The sequence below is a fragment of the Mesorhizobium sp. M4B.F.Ca.ET.143.01.1.1 genome, from assembly GCF_004792275.1.
Lineage (GTDB): Bacteria > Pseudomonadota > Alphaproteobacteria > Rhizobiales > Rhizobiaceae > Mesorhizobium > Mesorhizobium abyssinicae.
This window is the reverse complement of sequence record NZ_SRSR01000037.1, coordinates 1-13644: the sequence shown is the minus strand read 5'-3', so window position 1 is coordinate 13644 and position 13644 is coordinate 1. Positions and strand designations below refer to the sequence as shown.

Below are 13644 nucleotides of genomic sequence, written 5' to 3'. Positions count from 1 at the left end.
CCAACCGAGCGATCCGGCTAAATCCTAATGTTCCGTGGTACTTTGGAATGTTGGGGCGCTGCTGCTTTGTCCTTGGCCTGTACCGGGAATCGTTGGTTGGGCTGCGTCGGTCCCCGTCCGACTCGCCTGCCACGCTTCTGTTCTTTGCAATGGCTCATGCGATGCTTGGTGAAACCATGCGGGCCACCAAGATGGCTGCGCGACTGAAGGACGAGTTCCCGAGCTTCACTCCCGAATTGTTCATCAACACGTACCCGGTCACCAATCCAGCGGCCATTGCCGCAAGTTAGGGAGCCGTTTTCCAGTTCGCGGCCGACCACGACACTTAAAATCGCAATGGCTAGCCCGGCGACAACCGCATCGATCGCATGCAGTTCCTCGCAAAAGTTCAAATCCCAGGTTTGTCCGGGGATCGGCTAGCACTAGCTCGTTGAACGGGTAGCTTCTGGGCTCGGCATGGTGTCCGTAAGTTTGCGAGCGGCCAGAAACATTATCGTGTACGCGGCTTTTCGCCGGTCCCACCCCGCAGCGGCGGTTCTGTCGAGCAAATCGTCTAGAACCGGGTCGAGCGCGACCTTCAGTTCCGCTTCGTAGTTCAGATCGGTGGCCGCGTGTGACGGCGGCGGAATCACGTTGAAGTTCGTCACGTTCATGGCTTTATCCATTTGTCAGGTGCCCGCGCCTCATGGGCGCGGACACCGCCGTTTCTCGTCAGAAATCCATGCCGCCACTCGGCATTGCCGGCACCGCGGGTTCCTTCTTCGGCTTCTCGGCAACCATCGCTTCCGTCGTCACCAACAGGCCGGCAACCGATGCCGCATCCTGAAGTGCGGTCCGCACCACCTTCACCGGATCGATGACGCCCTCGTTGTAGAGGTCGCCAAACGCGTTGGTCTGTGCGTTCCAGCCCCAGCCGAATTCCGGCCTCTCGCGTAGCTTGCCTACGATGATCGATCCTTCCGCGCCGGCATTCTCGGCGATCTGTCGCACGGGCGCTTCGATCGCCCGGCGCACGATCTCGATACCGTGCTTCTGGTCCTCATTCTCGGCCTGAACCCTGTCCAGTGCCTTGGCCGCACGCAGAAGCGCTACGCCGCCACCCGGTAATACGCCTTCCTCGACCGCAGCGCGCGTCGCATGCATGGCATCGTCTACGCGGTCCTTGCGCTCCTTGACCTCGACCTCGGTCGAGCCGCCGACCCGGATGACGGCGACACCGCCGGCGAGCTTGGCTAGCCGCTCCTGCAGCTTTTCCTTATCGTAATTGGAGGTCGTCTCCTCAATCTGCGCCTTGATCTGGCTAGCGCGGCTCTGGATTTCGCTCTTCGAGCCGGCCCCGTCGACGATGGTGGTGTTCTCCTTTTCGATCACCACCTTCTTGGCGCGGCCGAGCATCGCCAGCGTGACATTCTCAAGCTTGATGCCAAGATCTTCCGAGATCGCGGTCCCGCCGGTGAGGATGGCAATATCCTCCAGCATCGCCTTGCGACGATCCCCAAAGCCGGGCGCCTTGACGGCAGCGACCTTCAGGCCACCGCGCAGCTTGTTGACGACCAGTGTCGCCAACGCTTCGCCCTCCACATCCTCGGCGATGATCAGCAGCGGCTTGGATGACTGAACGACAGCCTCCAGCACCGGGAGCAGTGCCTGCAGATTAGACAGCTTCTTTTCGTGGATAAGCACATAGGGCTCTTCCAACTCGACACGCATCTTGTCCTGGTTGGTGATAAAATACGGGCTGAGATAGCCACGGTCGAACTGCATGCCTTCGACGACTTCGAGTTCGGTCTCGGCGGTCTTGGCTTCCTCGACCGTGATGACGCCCTCATTGCCGACCTTTTGCATGGCTTCCGCAAGGAAGCGGCCGATCTCGGCGTCGCCATTAGCCGATATCGTACCAACCTGGGCGATCTCGTCGTTTTTGGTGATCTTGCGGGCATTGGTCTTCAGCTCAACCACGATGGCTTCGACGGCCTTGTCGATGCCGCGCTTCAGGTCCATCGGGTTCATGCCCGATGCAACCGCCTTGGCGCCTTCGCGAACGATCGCCTGGGCAAGCACGGTCGCGGTGGTGGTGCCGTCGCCGGCGATGTCGTTGGTTTTCGAGGCAACCTCGCGGACCATCTGCGCGCCCATGTTCTCGAACTTGTCCTCAAGCTCGATTTCCTTGGCGACGGTGACGCCGTCCTTGGTGATGCGCGGGGCGCCGAACGACTTGTCGATGACGACGTTGCGGCCCTTGGGGCCGAGGGTCACCTTCACCGCGTCCGCGAGGATGTTGACGCCGCGCAGCAAGCGCTCGCGGGCATCGGAATGAAATTTGACTTCCTTGGCAGCCATTGGATCACTCCTTGTCTGGGCAGTTTTCATTGACTTGATTGAGGGTTCTATCGAAGCCCCGGTCAGGCGGCCTTCTTGACCGCCGCAGCATTCTCGATCACGCCCATCACGTCGCTTTCCTTCATGATGAGCAGGTCCTCGCCGTTGAGCTTGATTTCAGTGCCGGACCACTTGCCGAACAGAATGCGATCGCCCGCCTTGACGTCGAGAGGCGTGAGCTTGCCGCTCTCATCTCGCGAACCAGGTCCGATGGCGATGACCTCGCCCTCCTGCGGCTTCTCCTTGGCGGTGTCGGGGATGATGATGCCACCGGCCGTTTTTTCATCGGCCTCGATGCGGCGGACCAGGATACGGTCATGCAATGGACGGAACACCATATCGTTCTCCTTCTGGACAAACAGATTTTTGAGGTTCTTCCACACCGGACCGGCAATATCGGATCGGTGCGGGGTGCGGCGACCCTCGCGGGCATCGCGCGCATATCGAGCTAGTTCTGCGACTTTTCGGTTTCAAGAGGTTCGGCAGAATTTTTTGGCACTCGCACCAATCGAGTGCTAGTGACATGAAAACATGTGGCTAATTTGGATTACAGCCGCGCATTCCCGCTTGAATTTTCCGACGAAGGAACAAAATAATCCGAGCCCTCGCCGCCGGCGATGGCCTCAAAACAGGAGTCTGACAAAGGAGCTTTTGGAAAGACGGAGGACCACGATGGACCGACACAATCCCAAGCCGATCATTCCTTCTCTTGTTCCCGAAACATCCGACCTCGCGCTCGACCGTTTGTTGTCGCCGGCGCGCCATTTCACCCATCCAGACGACGTCCTTAAGGAGGATACGCTCGACATTCAGGAGAAGCGGGCGATCCTCTCGTCCTGGGCCTCGGATGCCTGCGCGGTGGAATCCGTTCCGACGCTGCGCCGACCGCCGGGAGCCGAGCAGACGATCACCTTCGATCAGATCATGGATGCCCTATGCCGGCTGGACGACGCAAACCGCCCGATCCCGGCTGAGAGTGGCCACAGGCACATGTCTGACCGCCTGGACGCCTGATGTCGTAAGTCAAGGAGACGCATATGGTCACTGCGGTCAGCAGGGAATTCCTCCTGCAGATGGAAGGCTACGGCCTGACCACGGCCGAAATCCACTACCATTTTCCTGACCACCCGAGCCTGCTTCAGCTCTATGTCTGGCAGGAATACGATCTTGCGCCGAACTTCCCGGAGCTGAAAGGCTTTCTCGACTATTGGGAAAGCGAGCTGGACGGCGCGCTGCACTCCGTGCGCGTTGCCCACCACCGGCTGATCAAGCCGTCGGAATGGCGCGCCGTCGACGGGGTCATTGCCATCCAATGAAGCTCTCGGGCCGCAGGGCGCCGATCATCCGTGGTTGGCTTGACTTGCGAGGAGCGCGCGCTGCCGGCAGAACCAACCCAGCCCGCCTTGCCGCCCTGAGGAAGGCCTTGTGCGCATCGCGTGCGCTGCGCCATCCGTCCAGCGCGTCGCGGCAGGCGCGCGCGGCAGCACGCCAACTCCCTCCGCGCGCCCAATGGGGCCACTGCTGGTCCAGGCATTCCAGTGCCTCGAAGCTGCTGGCGACCTTGCGCGAGGCGGGGGAAAATTCCAGGGTAACAGGTTCGGGAAAACGAACGTCGTTCATCACTTCCTCCGTTTTTCACGTCTTTTGCCAGCAAGCAATCGTCCTGCTCGGGGCGCCAAGGAGCTCTTGCCGCATCGGAGCGCTCAATCGTCCTTGTCGGCATCAAGGAGGTCGATCAGTTCGGCGACGCGCGTGCCCGGCAGCGGCCGTCCTTCGCCCATCAGCGCCTCATCGCCGTTGAGCCAGGCCCAGGCCTCACTGAGTTCCTCGAATGAGGCGCCGGTGGACAAGATATCGGCGATGAGCGTTTCGTCCATCGGCCCAAGGACCGAGACAACGTCCTCACGTGTCATTATCATCGTTGACCTCCCTCCATGTCCGGAAACGGACGCCACCACGGGCTTCTCGATGGCATCCTCGACGCCATCTGGGTCAAGGGCGTAGGGCTAGCAGCTACGGGGCATCGCATCCATGGGCTGGTCGCCCGGTCCCGATCCGCATCGGCAGGAAGCCTATCTGGCGGGGGCAATTTCTTCCTTGCCAACTCGCATTCCCAGCCAGCGCTCCAAGGACTGGCGCTTCGTCGTGGTTTCAGATGATCAGAGAGATCCGAGGCCATGTCGCTCTCCGCTTGGACTGATCCTTTTCGCGATCGACCGGATGCTGCGGCGGTACGGAGACCGCCGCTGCGAATTTCAGGCATCAGTTTCCAAAGAGTGGTCCGCGCCGATCTTCGGCCCTGTCATCCATGACGGCGCCACGGGGACATCCTCGATAACCCCGACCCTGCGAGCCCAAGTCGTAAAGGTTTTGTGTGCCGCCTCGACAGACTTCCCGCCGTCGTAAGCGGAACAGCACGTTTCAGATGCCGCCGCGTGAAGAAGGCCACGTCTTTCGACCGGCCATTCCTCAAGGAACTCTATGGCATCCATAACACAGTCGATCCTTCGGAGAACGAAGCCGTCGTCCCTCACAAAAATCGGCTGCTTGAACGTTCCACTTTCCATAGCAACCTCCTTCTGGCCGTGGAGCGCATACGAGACCCATTCGCGGGAATAGCCGTGCAAGGACACGCACAATTTCCGCTGTGACGCGACGGGTCACAGAAAAAATATTGGAAGTGCCTCTTTTGAGTTCAAGAGATTGGCACACCGGGTTTCCACCCTTCCGCGGCGGTTTGACTGGCTTCCGATTCAATGACCCTCCGCCCGAAGAAATCCGCAGTGCCGGCTAGCCGCGCCCAATTCATTTTCCTTTGGCTCGCAGCTTGCCGCCCTGAACCGAGGGTGGGAGGATCTGGTCTGGGCTTCCTGTCACGAAGACAACGACCATGCCCCTTGCCGCGTGACAGTTCCGATGCGATCTGCGTGGCGTTCTGCATCATTGTATCCCTCCCCGATTGGCGAAGGACGGCGGCGGCTCAATCCGCCGCCGCCCCAACTGCCTCAGTGCTTGATTTCGATGCGCTTCGCCTGGGACTGCGCTTTCGCGGTCTTCGGCAGCGTGACCGTCAGCACACCGTTGTTGAAGCGGGCGTCTATCTTGTCCTGCTCGACCTCGTAACCGAGGCGGATACGGCGCTCGAAGCGGCCGTAGTAGCGCTCCGAGAACTGCCTGTCCTTATCTTCCATCTCCGAGCGCTTCTCGCCCTTCAGTGTCAGCACGCCATCGTCGAGCAGGACCTCGATGTCCTTCTCCTCCAGACCGGGTACTTCGGCGGTCACCTTGACCGCCTTCTCGCCGTCGGAAATCTCGACGCTCGGCCAGCCGCCGCCGAAGGAAGAAGCCCTGCCAAAGGCCGGCAGGCTGGAATCAAAGCCACGGAACACGTCGTCGAACAATCGATTCACTTCGCGATGCAAGGACAGGAACGGATCGCGATCATTGTCTCGAAAGACGCTCGGAAGCTGGTCGCCATTGCCACGGCTCCACGGAATAAGATCACGGACACTCATATGTCGTCTCCTTCTGTTCGGTCATGGATTACAATACTTTCCGGCGCGCCGGGCCCATCGTCCGGCGCCTTGTCCAGTCGGTCACCGGACAGCGTCAGGCAGCCTGGGTGTCGGCCTCGATCTGCCTCGCCTCGGCTTTCGGCTTTGCCTTGACGCTACCGATTTCGATGCGGCGCGGCTTCATCTCTTCAGGAATCTCGCGCTTGAGATCGATCGTCAGCAGACCGTTCACGAGGCTGGCGTTCACGACCTTGACATGGTCAGCCAGTTCGAACCGTCTACGGAAGGCCCTTTCGGCAATGCCGTGGTGCAGGTATTCGGCATTGTCTTCCGCGGGCTTCTGGCCGGACACCATGAGCATGTTGTGCTCCTGGGTGATGTCCAGCTCATCCTGCGAGAAGCCGGCCACCGCCATGGTGATGCGGTAGTCGTCCTCCCCTTTTTTGGCGATATCGTAGGGAGGCCAGTTGTCGACTGTCTCCACACGGCTCGCGGCTTCGAGCGCGTTCAACATTCGGTCGAAGCCGATGCCCGACCGGAACAGGGGGGTGAAGTCGAAAGTGTTTCTCATAGCCACATCCTCCTTTGAGCAACATGGGTACAAGCTTGCTGTCGGACGCCTTCTTGCATCCGTCCGACAGGCCGGTCCCCTAAATGGGCCTCCGGCATTTTACGATTTAGTTAGGCGATTTCGCCATTCAAGGTCTGAAAGGCAGTCTGCCTGCTTAGTCCGCTCGGGAAGGTCTTGGCGGAATGCCAAGGCGGAGAGGTATCGATCTTCAAGACTATGCCGCGCCACGGGATTGCGGCGCATTGCGGCTGGTGACCTCGGGGCGGCGGCCGAATGGCCGTCGCCCCGAGGTCGATTGCTTATCAGACGTGCAACGGTCTCCCCGTGGTTTTGACTGGCGTCATCGTTCCGTCTTCCACCAGGATGTCCTTCTTCCCCGCGAACCGCACGAGAATGCCGCGCGCGGTCTCTGCGTCGATGTCGCCGGCCAGCGCGGCTTTGCAGGCGCGGATCGCCGCCTTTTGCTCCGGACTGTTGCCACACCAATCCGTGACGAACTGGTAGGCATCGACAACGGAGTTCAACTGCCGCGGAAAACCAAGCCCGACCCAAACGCGAACGGGCTTTTCGAAAGGCTGGGAAAGCATCATTTCCTCCCTCCGAACAGTCAGGCGGCAACGCCGCCGGTCTGGCCCATCTTCGCGCCGGCCATCCAGGGCATCGCCGTTGTAACATCCTCGAGGATTTTCACCGACCGGGCAAAGCCGGCGAACGCGTCGCGGGCGACTTGCAAAGGCACGCTGCCGTCGAAGGCGCGGCAGCATGCCCGCTTCGCGGTCTCATAGATTATGCGGCGCCGGTGCGAGGGCCATTCATCAAGGAAATCGAAGGCATCCTCAAGGCAGGCTATTTCCTGAATGAGACCTTCCGCGGCTCTCACGAACACAGGGCTTTCGAATGTTCTCTCGCTCATAGAAACCTCCAATTCTTTGAACGATTTCGGGTTGTTGACGATGGTCGCCCCAACGAACGGCGGCGACCTGCGGCCGATTTCCAGCGTCAAGATCGGATGATCACAGTCGCAAAATTTCTGGGAACCTAGCTCTCGATAATGTCGCAAGCGAGCTCGGGGAGGGTCTTCGTCGAGCGTGCCGATGAGCGCCGACGCCTCGCCAAGCGTATCTGCCGGTAGGTAGTCCATTCCATTAACGAAAGAGCCAAGAACGAAAAGGTTGGCCTCCAAGGCCAATTGGCTGGTTCTGCACCCCTTCGCCTATTGGCAGAAGGTCGAGCCGTTGCGGCGTGGGCGCGTGTTCGGCATCGCTGCCCGGTCCGAGCACGGTCTTGAACGGGTCCACACACGGCCTTGCGCACGGTCGAGGAAGATAGGGAACACCGAAACGCCCTGGCTGCGGAAGTCATCCACGTTTTTCATGACGGAATAACGGTCCAAGCCGATTTGTTGCAGCCATCTCCAAGTGAAGAAAAGTCTGAGGCGGCCCGTCGTCTTCCACAAAGCGACGGGTCGCTCTCATTCGTGGCCACGGACCCGAGAGAATGAGGGTTGCCACTGTCCTATAAGCGCGACGCGGCAATTTCGGTTCCGAACAATTTTCCGACAAGTCGAATATATTAGCATCCGCTTGACCAAGCCGCCGATTGCACCAGAGTCAGCGTTTGGCGCTGTCGCGATCGGCCGCTGTCCGCGCTAGGAACATTTCCGTAACTTGTGGCAGGTTGCTTTTCAGCCACTCAGCCATCGCTTCCTCTTCCCGCAGATTCTGCTCGCAGACGCGGACGATCTGGGCTTCGCCCTCCGCATTCGCAGCAGCGATGAGGATGGTGTAAGAAGCGATTTCCATGTGCTCGAACGTGTAGCTGGCCAATGATCCCTTCATGACCTCGTCGCCGGCGAACACGCCGCTGAGCGACTGCGCCATCGCGGTCAGCTTGCCGCCGGCGTCCTTGAGCATGGAAGACCCCTCTTCAAGACCGTCCAGGCAGGTTCTCAACCGCTTGGCCTGCTCTCTGGTCTCTTCCAGGTGGATGCGGATTCTATCGCTGAGGTCGGGGTAGCTCTCGATGCGGCTCAATTGGCCCGATAGCATGGTCTCGGCTTGTTCTTCCATGGCGTGAGCATCCCTCAGCCATTGGATCAGCCATTCGCGCGATTCGGACATTGCTTGTCTCCATGATTTGATCGGAGCCAAACGTCTGCTGATGCGGTTTGTTCCTGTAGGTCACCGCCGAAGCGAGCCTAGTTCGCTTCCCAAAAATCCTTCAGCGAGGCGTGGCGAAGTTTCTCCTCCCCCTTCAGGAATTTGACGCGGCCGACCAGCCCCGGTCTCAGCCACTCAGCCTTTTCCTTGGCGAGGCCCTTCGGTGAGGGAGCGCCGGTCCTGGCCGCGACCCGGTCCCACAGCGCCTGCCGCTTGTCGGCTTTGAAGGTGACGAAGGCGCCGCCCATGTAGCGGCCGTTGTCCGCCATCAGCCCCATCGCCGGCTTCCGGCCTCCCGCTGCACACCGATGATGTCCATCTCCTTCTCGACGTAGCATTTGGCCTTTAGCCAGTTGGTCGACGGACCAGAGCGATACTTACTATCCCCGCGCTTCGAAACGACCCTTCAAGGCCGGCCTGATCCACAAGGAGGAATACGGCCGCGCCGCTTCCCGGAAGCGCCTCGCTGAACTGGATGTGTTGACCCGCGGGAATCATTGCCTGAAGGATTTCCCGGCGATCGATCAAAGGCATGTCGCGCAGGTCGTGTCCGTTTAGATGCAAGAGATCGATGGCCACGAAATAGAGGTCGTGCTGGCGCCCGGTGATGGCTTTGCGCAGTTCTCCGAAATCGGAGACGCCCGCGTCGTTCAGCACGATAATTTCTCCATCTATGATCGCACTCCGGACGTTCAGCCCTCTCGCGGTTTCGGCCAGGTCCCGATATTTGGCTGTCCAATCGAGGCCGCGTCGGGTGAGGATGCGCACTTCGGCGTCATCGATGATGATTTGCGACCGGTAGCCGTCGAACTTCACCTCATGGATCCAGGCATCGCCCTCGGGCGGCCTCTCCACCAAGGTCGACATCAACGGCTCGATGAACTTCAAACGCATCAACGGGACTCGAAGGACCGCGATTCAAGGCACCAACCCCGATCCGGTTCCGGAACATTTTAGCTAACTTGAATGTTTAGATAACTACCCCGGCTCAAAGCGGTGGAGACGATGGCGCGAGGTCCGCGAGTTGGTGACGAGATCACCTTGACAGCCACCATCCTGAAGGTGATGGAGGATGGTGTTTCGAGCGTGAGCATCCCGACTTACAACTTTCCCCTTGCGATCGACACGCCGAAGAAGGCCAGGGCCGGTGAAAAAGTCCCAATCAGCGGTTTTGCGACGCGCGTCGATAGCACTGACGGCAAGATAACCGTTCGGATTGACGGCGGTGGCTTGGTCACAGTCGACTTCGATTCCATCGCAGACTGCTCGCCGACTTCGCGCGTTGCCGTGAGGGAATAGGAGGAACGAGTGGGCAAATATCAGGTCAGCAGCGACCCAGTCTCCGACAACTGCCCCTACGAGCTCGATCTGTTCATGGAAAAGCACGGCCTCTCCCCACGCGCAGCCCAAGTGATCCTGCACTCAAATGGTCCATCGCGTATCCAATGCGATGCCGCAGCAGCAGCCTTTGTACGCTTCAAGCAGTGGCGGGAGGATGCGAGAATGAAGCCGCCTTCTCCAAGCATTAAGTCGAGCATTGGAGCGCCGAGCCCTTTGCCGCGAAAGCCAGCCGAAAAAGCCCGCCGGATTGTTTGACGGCTGTGGGAACCGCAGCAGCGAACAGGTGTTGAGCTGCAAAGGAGATCAGAATGAGAGCGCAACCCGCAGGCAATATCCAGGCAGGAGCAGCGCAGGATAAGACGCCGGGCTTCGACCCTGCAGCCGTACCTCAAGAGACGGATGCGGAAGCGGCGGCCACGCGGACTTCTCCCAATCCCACAGCGAAGCACACGGCGAATTTTACAAACCAGGCAAGCTTTGCCAACGCGATGCGGCCTATGGATAGCGAGCCGGGCCTGCGGCCTGGCAATAACTGGCCGGTGCTGGTGATTGCTGCGGTCGTGGTCCTGGCTGCGGTCGTATTCGTGATCGCCGCAATGCTATCGCCCTAGATCAAGGAGATCGGCACATTTCAGGAACAAGCTCGCGGCTACTCAGTTCGGCCTTAGGTCGGAGGTTGCAAGTGATGGCAAATCTGAGAGAGGTCCTTGATCTTCTATGGCGATGGAACCGCAAGCCGGTGCCCGAACCGCCCTCGCCGGTCGACGCGATCGTGCGCATACTACGTGAAACCAACAAGGCCGAAAAGGTGCATGATCCGCGTCAGAGCTCCCGCGACTAGTCTGTGCAGGACAGGAGCAGCCGGATCACGTACGGCGCTCTGAGTGGCTTTGTGCCGCGGGGTTTCCATTCTTAGGAATTGGAGATTGGTTCCAGGATTGCCGACCCCGCGGAAACAATCGAATTGGCAGCCTGATGTCGCCAGCTCCGAGACGGTCCCGAGAGATACCTCCCCTTAGCCGGCTGGAACGCCGGCTCCACTTTCTCGTTGGGAGAAATGCGCAGATCCGCTGGAAAATGGTACGAGGTGGCAATAGTTGGTTGCGGGCCGGCCGGACTTGCGGCAGCCGTATATCTCGCAAGATTTCTGCGATCCTGCATCGTGTTCGACACAGGCGATGCGCGCGCGAAGCTAATTCCGAAGACCCGCAATTGTCCCGGCTTTCCACATGGCATAAGCGGCAAGAGCCTATTGAAACGGCTCAAGCAGCAGGCAGTCAATTATGGTTCTCAAATAGTCCAAGGTTCCGTTGAACGGCTAGACAAGGAACAGGGCAAGTTTGTCCTTCAGACTTCTTTAGGACCAGTCAATGCCCGCTTTGTGATCTTGGCAACGGGTGTGGTTGACCGTGCGCCGGCGATCCCCAATATCAAAACGGCCATAGAAAGGGGTTCGATTCGACTGTGTCCGGTCTGCGATGCGTACGAGGTTCGGGGACGTCGAGTAGGGGTCATAGGTCCCGAGGAGGATGCGCTTCGAGAGTCTATCTTCTTGAAAGACTTCACCCCCCATGTCTCGATCCTGTGCAATTTCCAATCCGATATCTCGACTGGGGGCCGGCGCCGGGCGAGACAAGCAGGAGTAGAGATCTGGGACGCAGTAGACGACGTGCTGCCGCATCCCTGTGGTTTCGAACTCTCCATGGTGGGCGGCGGCCTGGTCCCGATAGACGTTATCTATCCTTGCATGGGCTGTGATGTAAGAAGTGAGTTGGCTCTTGCTATCGGGGCGGAATGTGATGACGAAGGCTATATCCTGGTCGGCAACCATCTCGAAACGACGATACCCAGGCTCTACGCAATCGGAGATGTCGCCAAGGCTCTCAACCAGATTGCGGTGGGCTTCGGTCATGCCGCGCTAGCAGCTACCCACATTCACAACGAGTTGCGTAAGCGCGATCGAAGCTGACCGCAAACCTTGATCCTTCAGTCGATGATGCGCGCAATCAGCCGAAGATCGAGCGCCTCCTGCGCCGTTAGATAGCAATTCTCCTTCGCCCGCTCGAAAAGGTCCTCCGCGGACATGCCACTTCCCCTCACGAAGTGTTCAAAATCCTCTCGTTCGACGCGCTCGGCCGTCTCCAGAGCTGCAAGCTCCTCGCGAATGACTTGCCGACAGGACTTTATGGGTCCTTGAAGGGTAATCGTCTTTTCGATGTGACGTTCGTGGATCAGCAACGTTGTGTCCGGGGTGAGGAAGCGGTCCGCACATTCAAAAGCCGAAAAGATCGTAACACCGGCTGACATGACTGCGGTCTTGCCCACGACGTAGGCGCTTTTGCCGCTGTATCGCTGGAAAACCCGTATCTCCAGAGCGATGCGCTTCGCCGTATCGGCATCTCCGCCCTGTGTCATCAGTTCAAGGATCAGGTCTTCGTCGTTAGCCCTGACAGCACCGAGCTGCTTCATGAAAGCCAGGAACAGCTGATCATTTATCATGCCATTGACTTGAACATTTGAGCCGACCAAAAGCTCTTCGTCTCCCGGAGCTTCCTTTCGGCCGTTCGACCTCTGGCGTCTTGCTAGGTCCATAGGAGCCGTAGAAGCAGGACCGCCCGGCGCCGCCGAACATTCGCTCCTGGCAGTGCGGGAGTGGAAGCTGGGAAATTGGACCATGGAAGGTTCCTTTGCATGGAAGCCTGAAAGAGGGGCTACAATGCGACTTAACAAACGATAGCGCCTGGAAAGGCCGGAAAAATTGGAAATGCTCCGAGCCGCCAATTAGCGAGCGTTGTTATCGCTTGGCCTGGTCGCTCTCTAAGTCGACGCGCCTCACAAACTTGTCGGCTGCTCGCCGGCCGCTCCGGTCTCACCCAATTGCGAAAGAAGGCTCTCAAAACGTCTCCTGGTCAGTTACTTGTGCCGTCTGCCGCATGGCTCACACGGCAGCACTGGCTTGGCGTGCCAATTCAGCGTCGGAAACGTCGATGCTGCAGAGCAAGGTGCCGTGTTCATCCCGCACTCGCACCAGCCAGCCAGAGAGATCGTCCGTGCCGGGCTGGAGGTCGATCAGAAGGTCGATCGCACATCGAATTGCTTCCTCGCGAGCAGCCTCGAAGCTCGCCATGCCGGCTTGCGGAACCAGCCGGCCGCCATCTCCGTCCCGATACTCAAAGATATATAACCCGGCACCGCTCTGGGTATGCGCAGAAGTGACTGCGACTTCGTCGAAATTGCCGTTGCTCTCGGCATCATAGTCGTTGGCAGCCGCGTCAAACGTGGCGGTCTGCACGAGCAACGCTTTGGCCCGACCGATTGCGCGGCTCTCGCCACCGCCCGCAAGAGGCTCCGCGTTTGCCATATCGACGCTAACGCGCTCGCCGCCCTCACCACAGAACGAAACGCGCAGGACCGGCTGCCCATTGTGCCCGATGGCCTCGCCGACTTCAGTCCGAACCAGCTGCATAGGATGAACTCCGCTAGTGTGTATCGCCACCGACGCGCCTCCAAGCTTATGGGCACGCCTAGCTCAATGTGCATGCGGAGATGAAGTTCCAGCTCCTCCATAGTGCGAGTGCAGGGCCCCGCGGATAACGCGGAGAAGAATGTGAGCGTCAGCCGTCTTCGAAACGCGCAGTCTACACATCTCGCGACCTTTCCTTCGCCCGGGCGCATGCTG

At 59.4% G+C, this 13644-nt stretch carries 20 protein-coding genes and 2 pseudogenes; 8 read left to right on the top strand and 14 right to left on the bottom strand.

Going from position 1 to position 13644, the window contains the following annotated elements:
• Positions 1 to 290: pseudogene (locus EN786_RS38355) on the top strand (adenylate cyclase); the annotation flags it as partial.
• Positions 291 to 422: 132 nt separating this feature from the next.
• On the opposite strand, the gene EN786_RS35530 reads toward EN786_RS38355, so the two are convergent.
• From EN786_RS35530 to EN786_RS35520, 3 genes are all read right to left on the bottom strand, one after another.
• Positions 423 to 653: a hypothetical protein gene (locus EN786_RS35530; protein WP_135909930.1), complete on the bottom strand. Its 231-nt coding sequence runs from the start codon at positions 651 to 653 to the stop codon at positions 423 to 425.
• Positions 654 to 711: 58 nt separating this feature from the next.
• A complete protein-coding gene (gene groL, locus EN786_RS35525; RefSeq protein WP_127283144.1) occupies positions 712 to 2340 on the bottom strand; it encodes a chaperonin GroEL in 1629 nt (542 codons plus the stop codon).
• A 62-nt stretch (positions 2341 to 2402) separates the two neighbouring features.
• Entirely contained in the window at positions 2403 to 2717 is a 315-nt protein-coding gene (locus EN786_RS35520) for a co-chaperone GroES (protein ID WP_127312117.1), read from the bottom strand.
• A 334-nt stretch (positions 2718 to 3051) separates the two neighbouring features.
• On the opposite strand from EN786_RS35520, the gene EN786_RS35515 reads away from it, so the two are divergent.
• Positions 3052 to 3393: a hypothetical protein gene (locus EN786_RS35515; RefSeq protein ID WP_189340724.1), complete on the top strand. Its 342-nt coding sequence runs from the start codon at positions 3052 to 3054 to the stop codon at positions 3391 to 3393.
• A 23-nt stretch (positions 3394 to 3416) separates the two neighbouring features.
• The gene (locus tag EN786_RS35510; RefSeq protein WP_127283146.1) at positions 3417 to 3695 is read left to right on the top strand and encodes an usg protein; all 279 of its coding nucleotides are present in this window, start codon (positions 3417 to 3419) and stop codon (positions 3693 to 3695) included.
• On the opposite strand, the gene EN786_RS35505 is transcribed toward EN786_RS35510, so the two are convergent.
• From EN786_RS35505 to EN786_RS35465, 9 genes and pseudogenes are all read right to left on the bottom strand, one after another.
• A complete protein-coding gene (locus EN786_RS35505) occupies positions 3679 to 3999 on the bottom strand; it encodes a DUF982 domain-containing protein (RefSeq protein ID WP_127283147.1) in 321 nt (106 codons plus the stop codon). The two genes, EN786_RS35510 and EN786_RS35505, sit on opposite strands and share 17 nt — an antisense overlap.
• Before the next feature lie 83 nt (positions 4000 to 4082).
• Entirely contained in the window at positions 4083 to 4298 is a 216-nt protein-coding gene (locus tag EN786_RS35500; RefSeq protein ID WP_127283148.1) for a hypothetical protein, read from the bottom strand.
• Positions 4299 to 4634: 336 nt separating this feature from the next.
• A complete protein-coding gene (locus EN786_RS35495; protein ID WP_245478361.1) occupies positions 4635 to 5012 on the bottom strand; it encodes a DUF982 domain-containing protein in 378 nt (125 codons plus the stop codon).
• Between the two features lie 372 nt (positions 5013 to 5384).
• Positions 5385 to 5894 carry an Hsp20/alpha crystallin family protein gene (locus EN786_RS35490; protein ID WP_127310913.1) on the bottom strand — a complete coding sequence of 170 codons (510 nt, stop codon included), beginning with the start codon at positions 5892 to 5894 and terminating at the stop codon, positions 5385 to 5387.
• Between the two features lie 94 nt (positions 5895 to 5988).
• Positions 5989 to 6465, bottom strand: coding sequence for an Hsp20 family protein (locus tag EN786_RS35485; protein WP_127310912.1), 477 nt, complete (start codon positions 6463 to 6465; stop codon positions 5989 to 5991).
• A gap of 302 nt (positions 6466 to 6767) precedes the next feature.
• Entirely contained in the window at positions 6768 to 7055 is a 288-nt protein-coding gene (locus EN786_RS35480; protein ID WP_245478360.1) for a DUF982 domain-containing protein, read from the bottom strand.
• Between the two features lie 17 nt (positions 7056 to 7072).
• Positions 7073 to 7606 (bottom strand): DUF982 domain-containing protein, encoded by a 534-nt coding sequence (locus EN786_RS39590; protein ID WP_348642268.1) that lies wholly within the window; start codon positions 7604 to 7606, stop codon positions 7073 to 7075.
• Positions 7607 to 8075: 469 nt separating this feature from the next.
• Positions 8076 to 8585, bottom strand: coding sequence for a DUF892 family protein (locus tag EN786_RS35470; protein ID WP_127283151.1), 510 nt, complete (start codon positions 8583 to 8585; stop codon positions 8076 to 8078).
• Between the two features lie 77 nt (positions 8586 to 8662).
• Positions 8663 to 9518: pseudogene (locus tag EN786_RS35465) on the bottom strand (ATP-dependent DNA ligase).
• 147 nt (positions 9519 to 9665) lie between these two features.
• On the opposite strand from EN786_RS35465, the gene EN786_RS35460 reads away from it, so the two are divergent.
• The 5 genes from EN786_RS35460 to EN786_RS35445 all read left to right on the top strand — a co-directional run bounded on the left by EN786_RS35460 (position 9666) and on the right by EN786_RS35445 (position 11934).
• Complete coding sequence (locus tag EN786_RS35460) at positions 9666 to 9923, top strand: hypothetical protein (RefSeq protein WP_245478359.1); 258 nt, start codon at positions 9666 to 9668, stop codon at positions 9921 to 9923.
• A gap of 9 nt (positions 9924 to 9932) precedes the next feature.
• Complete coding sequence (locus EN786_RS35455) at positions 9933 to 10220, top strand: hypothetical protein (protein WP_127310910.1); 288 nt, start codon at positions 9933 to 9935, stop codon at positions 10218 to 10220.
• Between the two features lie 53 nt (positions 10221 to 10273).
• Complete coding sequence (locus EN786_RS35450) at positions 10274 to 10576, top strand: hypothetical protein (RefSeq protein ID WP_127283154.1); 303 nt, start codon at positions 10274 to 10276, stop codon at positions 10574 to 10576.
• Positions 10577 to 10650: 74 nt separating this feature from the next.
• The gene (locus tag EN786_RS38060) at positions 10651 to 10806 is read left to right on the top strand and encodes a hypothetical protein (RefSeq protein ID WP_189340582.1); all 156 of its coding nucleotides are present in this window, start codon (positions 10651 to 10653) and stop codon (positions 10804 to 10806) included.
• Between the two features lie 216 nt (positions 10807 to 11022).
• On the top strand, positions 11023 to 11934 hold the full coding sequence (locus EN786_RS35445) for an NAD(P)/FAD-dependent oxidoreductase (protein ID WP_127283155.1): 912 nt from the start codon (positions 11023 to 11025) through the stop codon (positions 11932 to 11934).
• 17 nt (positions 11935 to 11951) lie between these two features.
• Here the strand turns inward: EN786_RS35445 and EN786_RS35440 are convergent, their stop codons facing one another.
• Together EN786_RS35440 and EN786_RS35435 are read right to left on the bottom strand one after the other, a co-directional pair.
• Entirely contained in the window at positions 11952 to 12641 is a 690-nt protein-coding gene (locus tag EN786_RS35440; protein ID WP_127310909.1) for an ATP-dependent Clp protease proteolytic subunit, read from the bottom strand.
• Positions 12642 to 12903: 262 nt separating this feature from the next.
• Positions 12904 to 13431, bottom strand: a complete 528-nt coding sequence (locus EN786_RS35435) for a hypothetical protein (RefSeq protein ID WP_127283157.1) — start codon at positions 13429 to 13431, stop codon at positions 12904 to 12906.
• Between the last annotated feature and the right edge of the window lie 213 nt (positions 13432 to 13644).

Coding starts and splice junctions, on each gene's coding strand:
- EN786_RS35530 (WP_135909930.1), bottom strand. CDS start 653: ATGAACGTGACGAACTTCAACGTGATTCCGCCGCCGTCACACGCGGCC.
- EN786_RS35520 (WP_127312117.1), bottom strand. CDS start 2,717: ATGGTGTTCCGTCCATTGCATGACCGTATCCTGGTCCGCCGCATCGAG.
- EN786_RS35515 (WP_189340724.1), top strand. CDS start 3,052: ATGGACCGACACAATCCCAAGCCGATCATTCCTTCTCTTGTTCCCGAA.
- EN786_RS35435 (WP_127283157.1), bottom strand. CDS start 13,431: ATGCAGCTGGTTCGGACTGAAGTCGGCGAGGCCATCGGGCACAATGGG.
- EN786_RS35480 (WP_245478360.1), bottom strand. CDS start 7,055: ATGATGCTTTCCCAGCCTTTCGAAAAGCCCGTTCGCGTTTGGGTCGGG.
- groL (WP_127283144.1), bottom strand. CDS start 2,340: ATGGCTGCCAAGGAAGTCAAATTTCATTCCGATGCCCGCGAGCGCTTG.
- EN786_RS35450 (WP_127283154.1), top strand. CDS start 10,274: ATGAGAGCGCAACCCGCAGGCAATATCCAGGCAGGAGCAGCGCAGGAT.
- EN786_RS35505 (WP_127283147.1), bottom strand. CDS start 3,999: ATGAACGACGTTCGTTTTCCCGAACCTGTTACCCTGGAATTTTCCCCC.
- EN786_RS35470 (WP_127283151.1), bottom strand. CDS start 8,585: ATGTCCGAATCGCGCGAATGGCTGATCCAATGGCTGAGGGATGCTCAC.
- EN786_RS35510 (WP_127283146.1), top strand. CDS start 3,417: ATGGTCACTGCGGTCAGCAGGGAATTCCTCCTGCAGATGGAAGGCTAC.
- EN786_RS35490 (WP_127310913.1), bottom strand. CDS start 5,894: ATGAGTGTCCGTGATCTTATTCCGTGGAGCCGTGGCAATGGCGACCAG.
- EN786_RS35485 (WP_127310912.1), bottom strand. CDS start 6,465: ATGAGAAACACTTTCGACTTCACCCCCCTGTTCCGGTCGGGCATCGGC.
- EN786_RS38060 (WP_189340582.1), top strand. CDS start 10,651: ATGGCAAATCTGAGAGAGGTCCTTGATCTTCTATGGCGATGGAACCGC.
- EN786_RS35500 (WP_127283148.1), bottom strand. CDS start 4,298: ATGATAATGACACGTGAGGACGTTGTCTCGGTCCTTGGGCCGATGGAC.
- EN786_RS35440 (WP_127310909.1), bottom strand. CDS start 12,641: ATGGTCCAATTTCCCAGCTTCCACTCCCGCACTGCCAGGAGCGAATGT.
- EN786_RS35445 (WP_127283155.1), top strand. CDS start 11,023: ATGCGCAGATCCGCTGGAAAATGGTACGAGGTGGCAATAGTTGGTTGC.
- EN786_RS39590 (WP_348642268.1), bottom strand. CDS start 7,606: ATGGACTACCTACCGGCAGATACGCTTGGCGAGGCGTCGGCGCTCATC.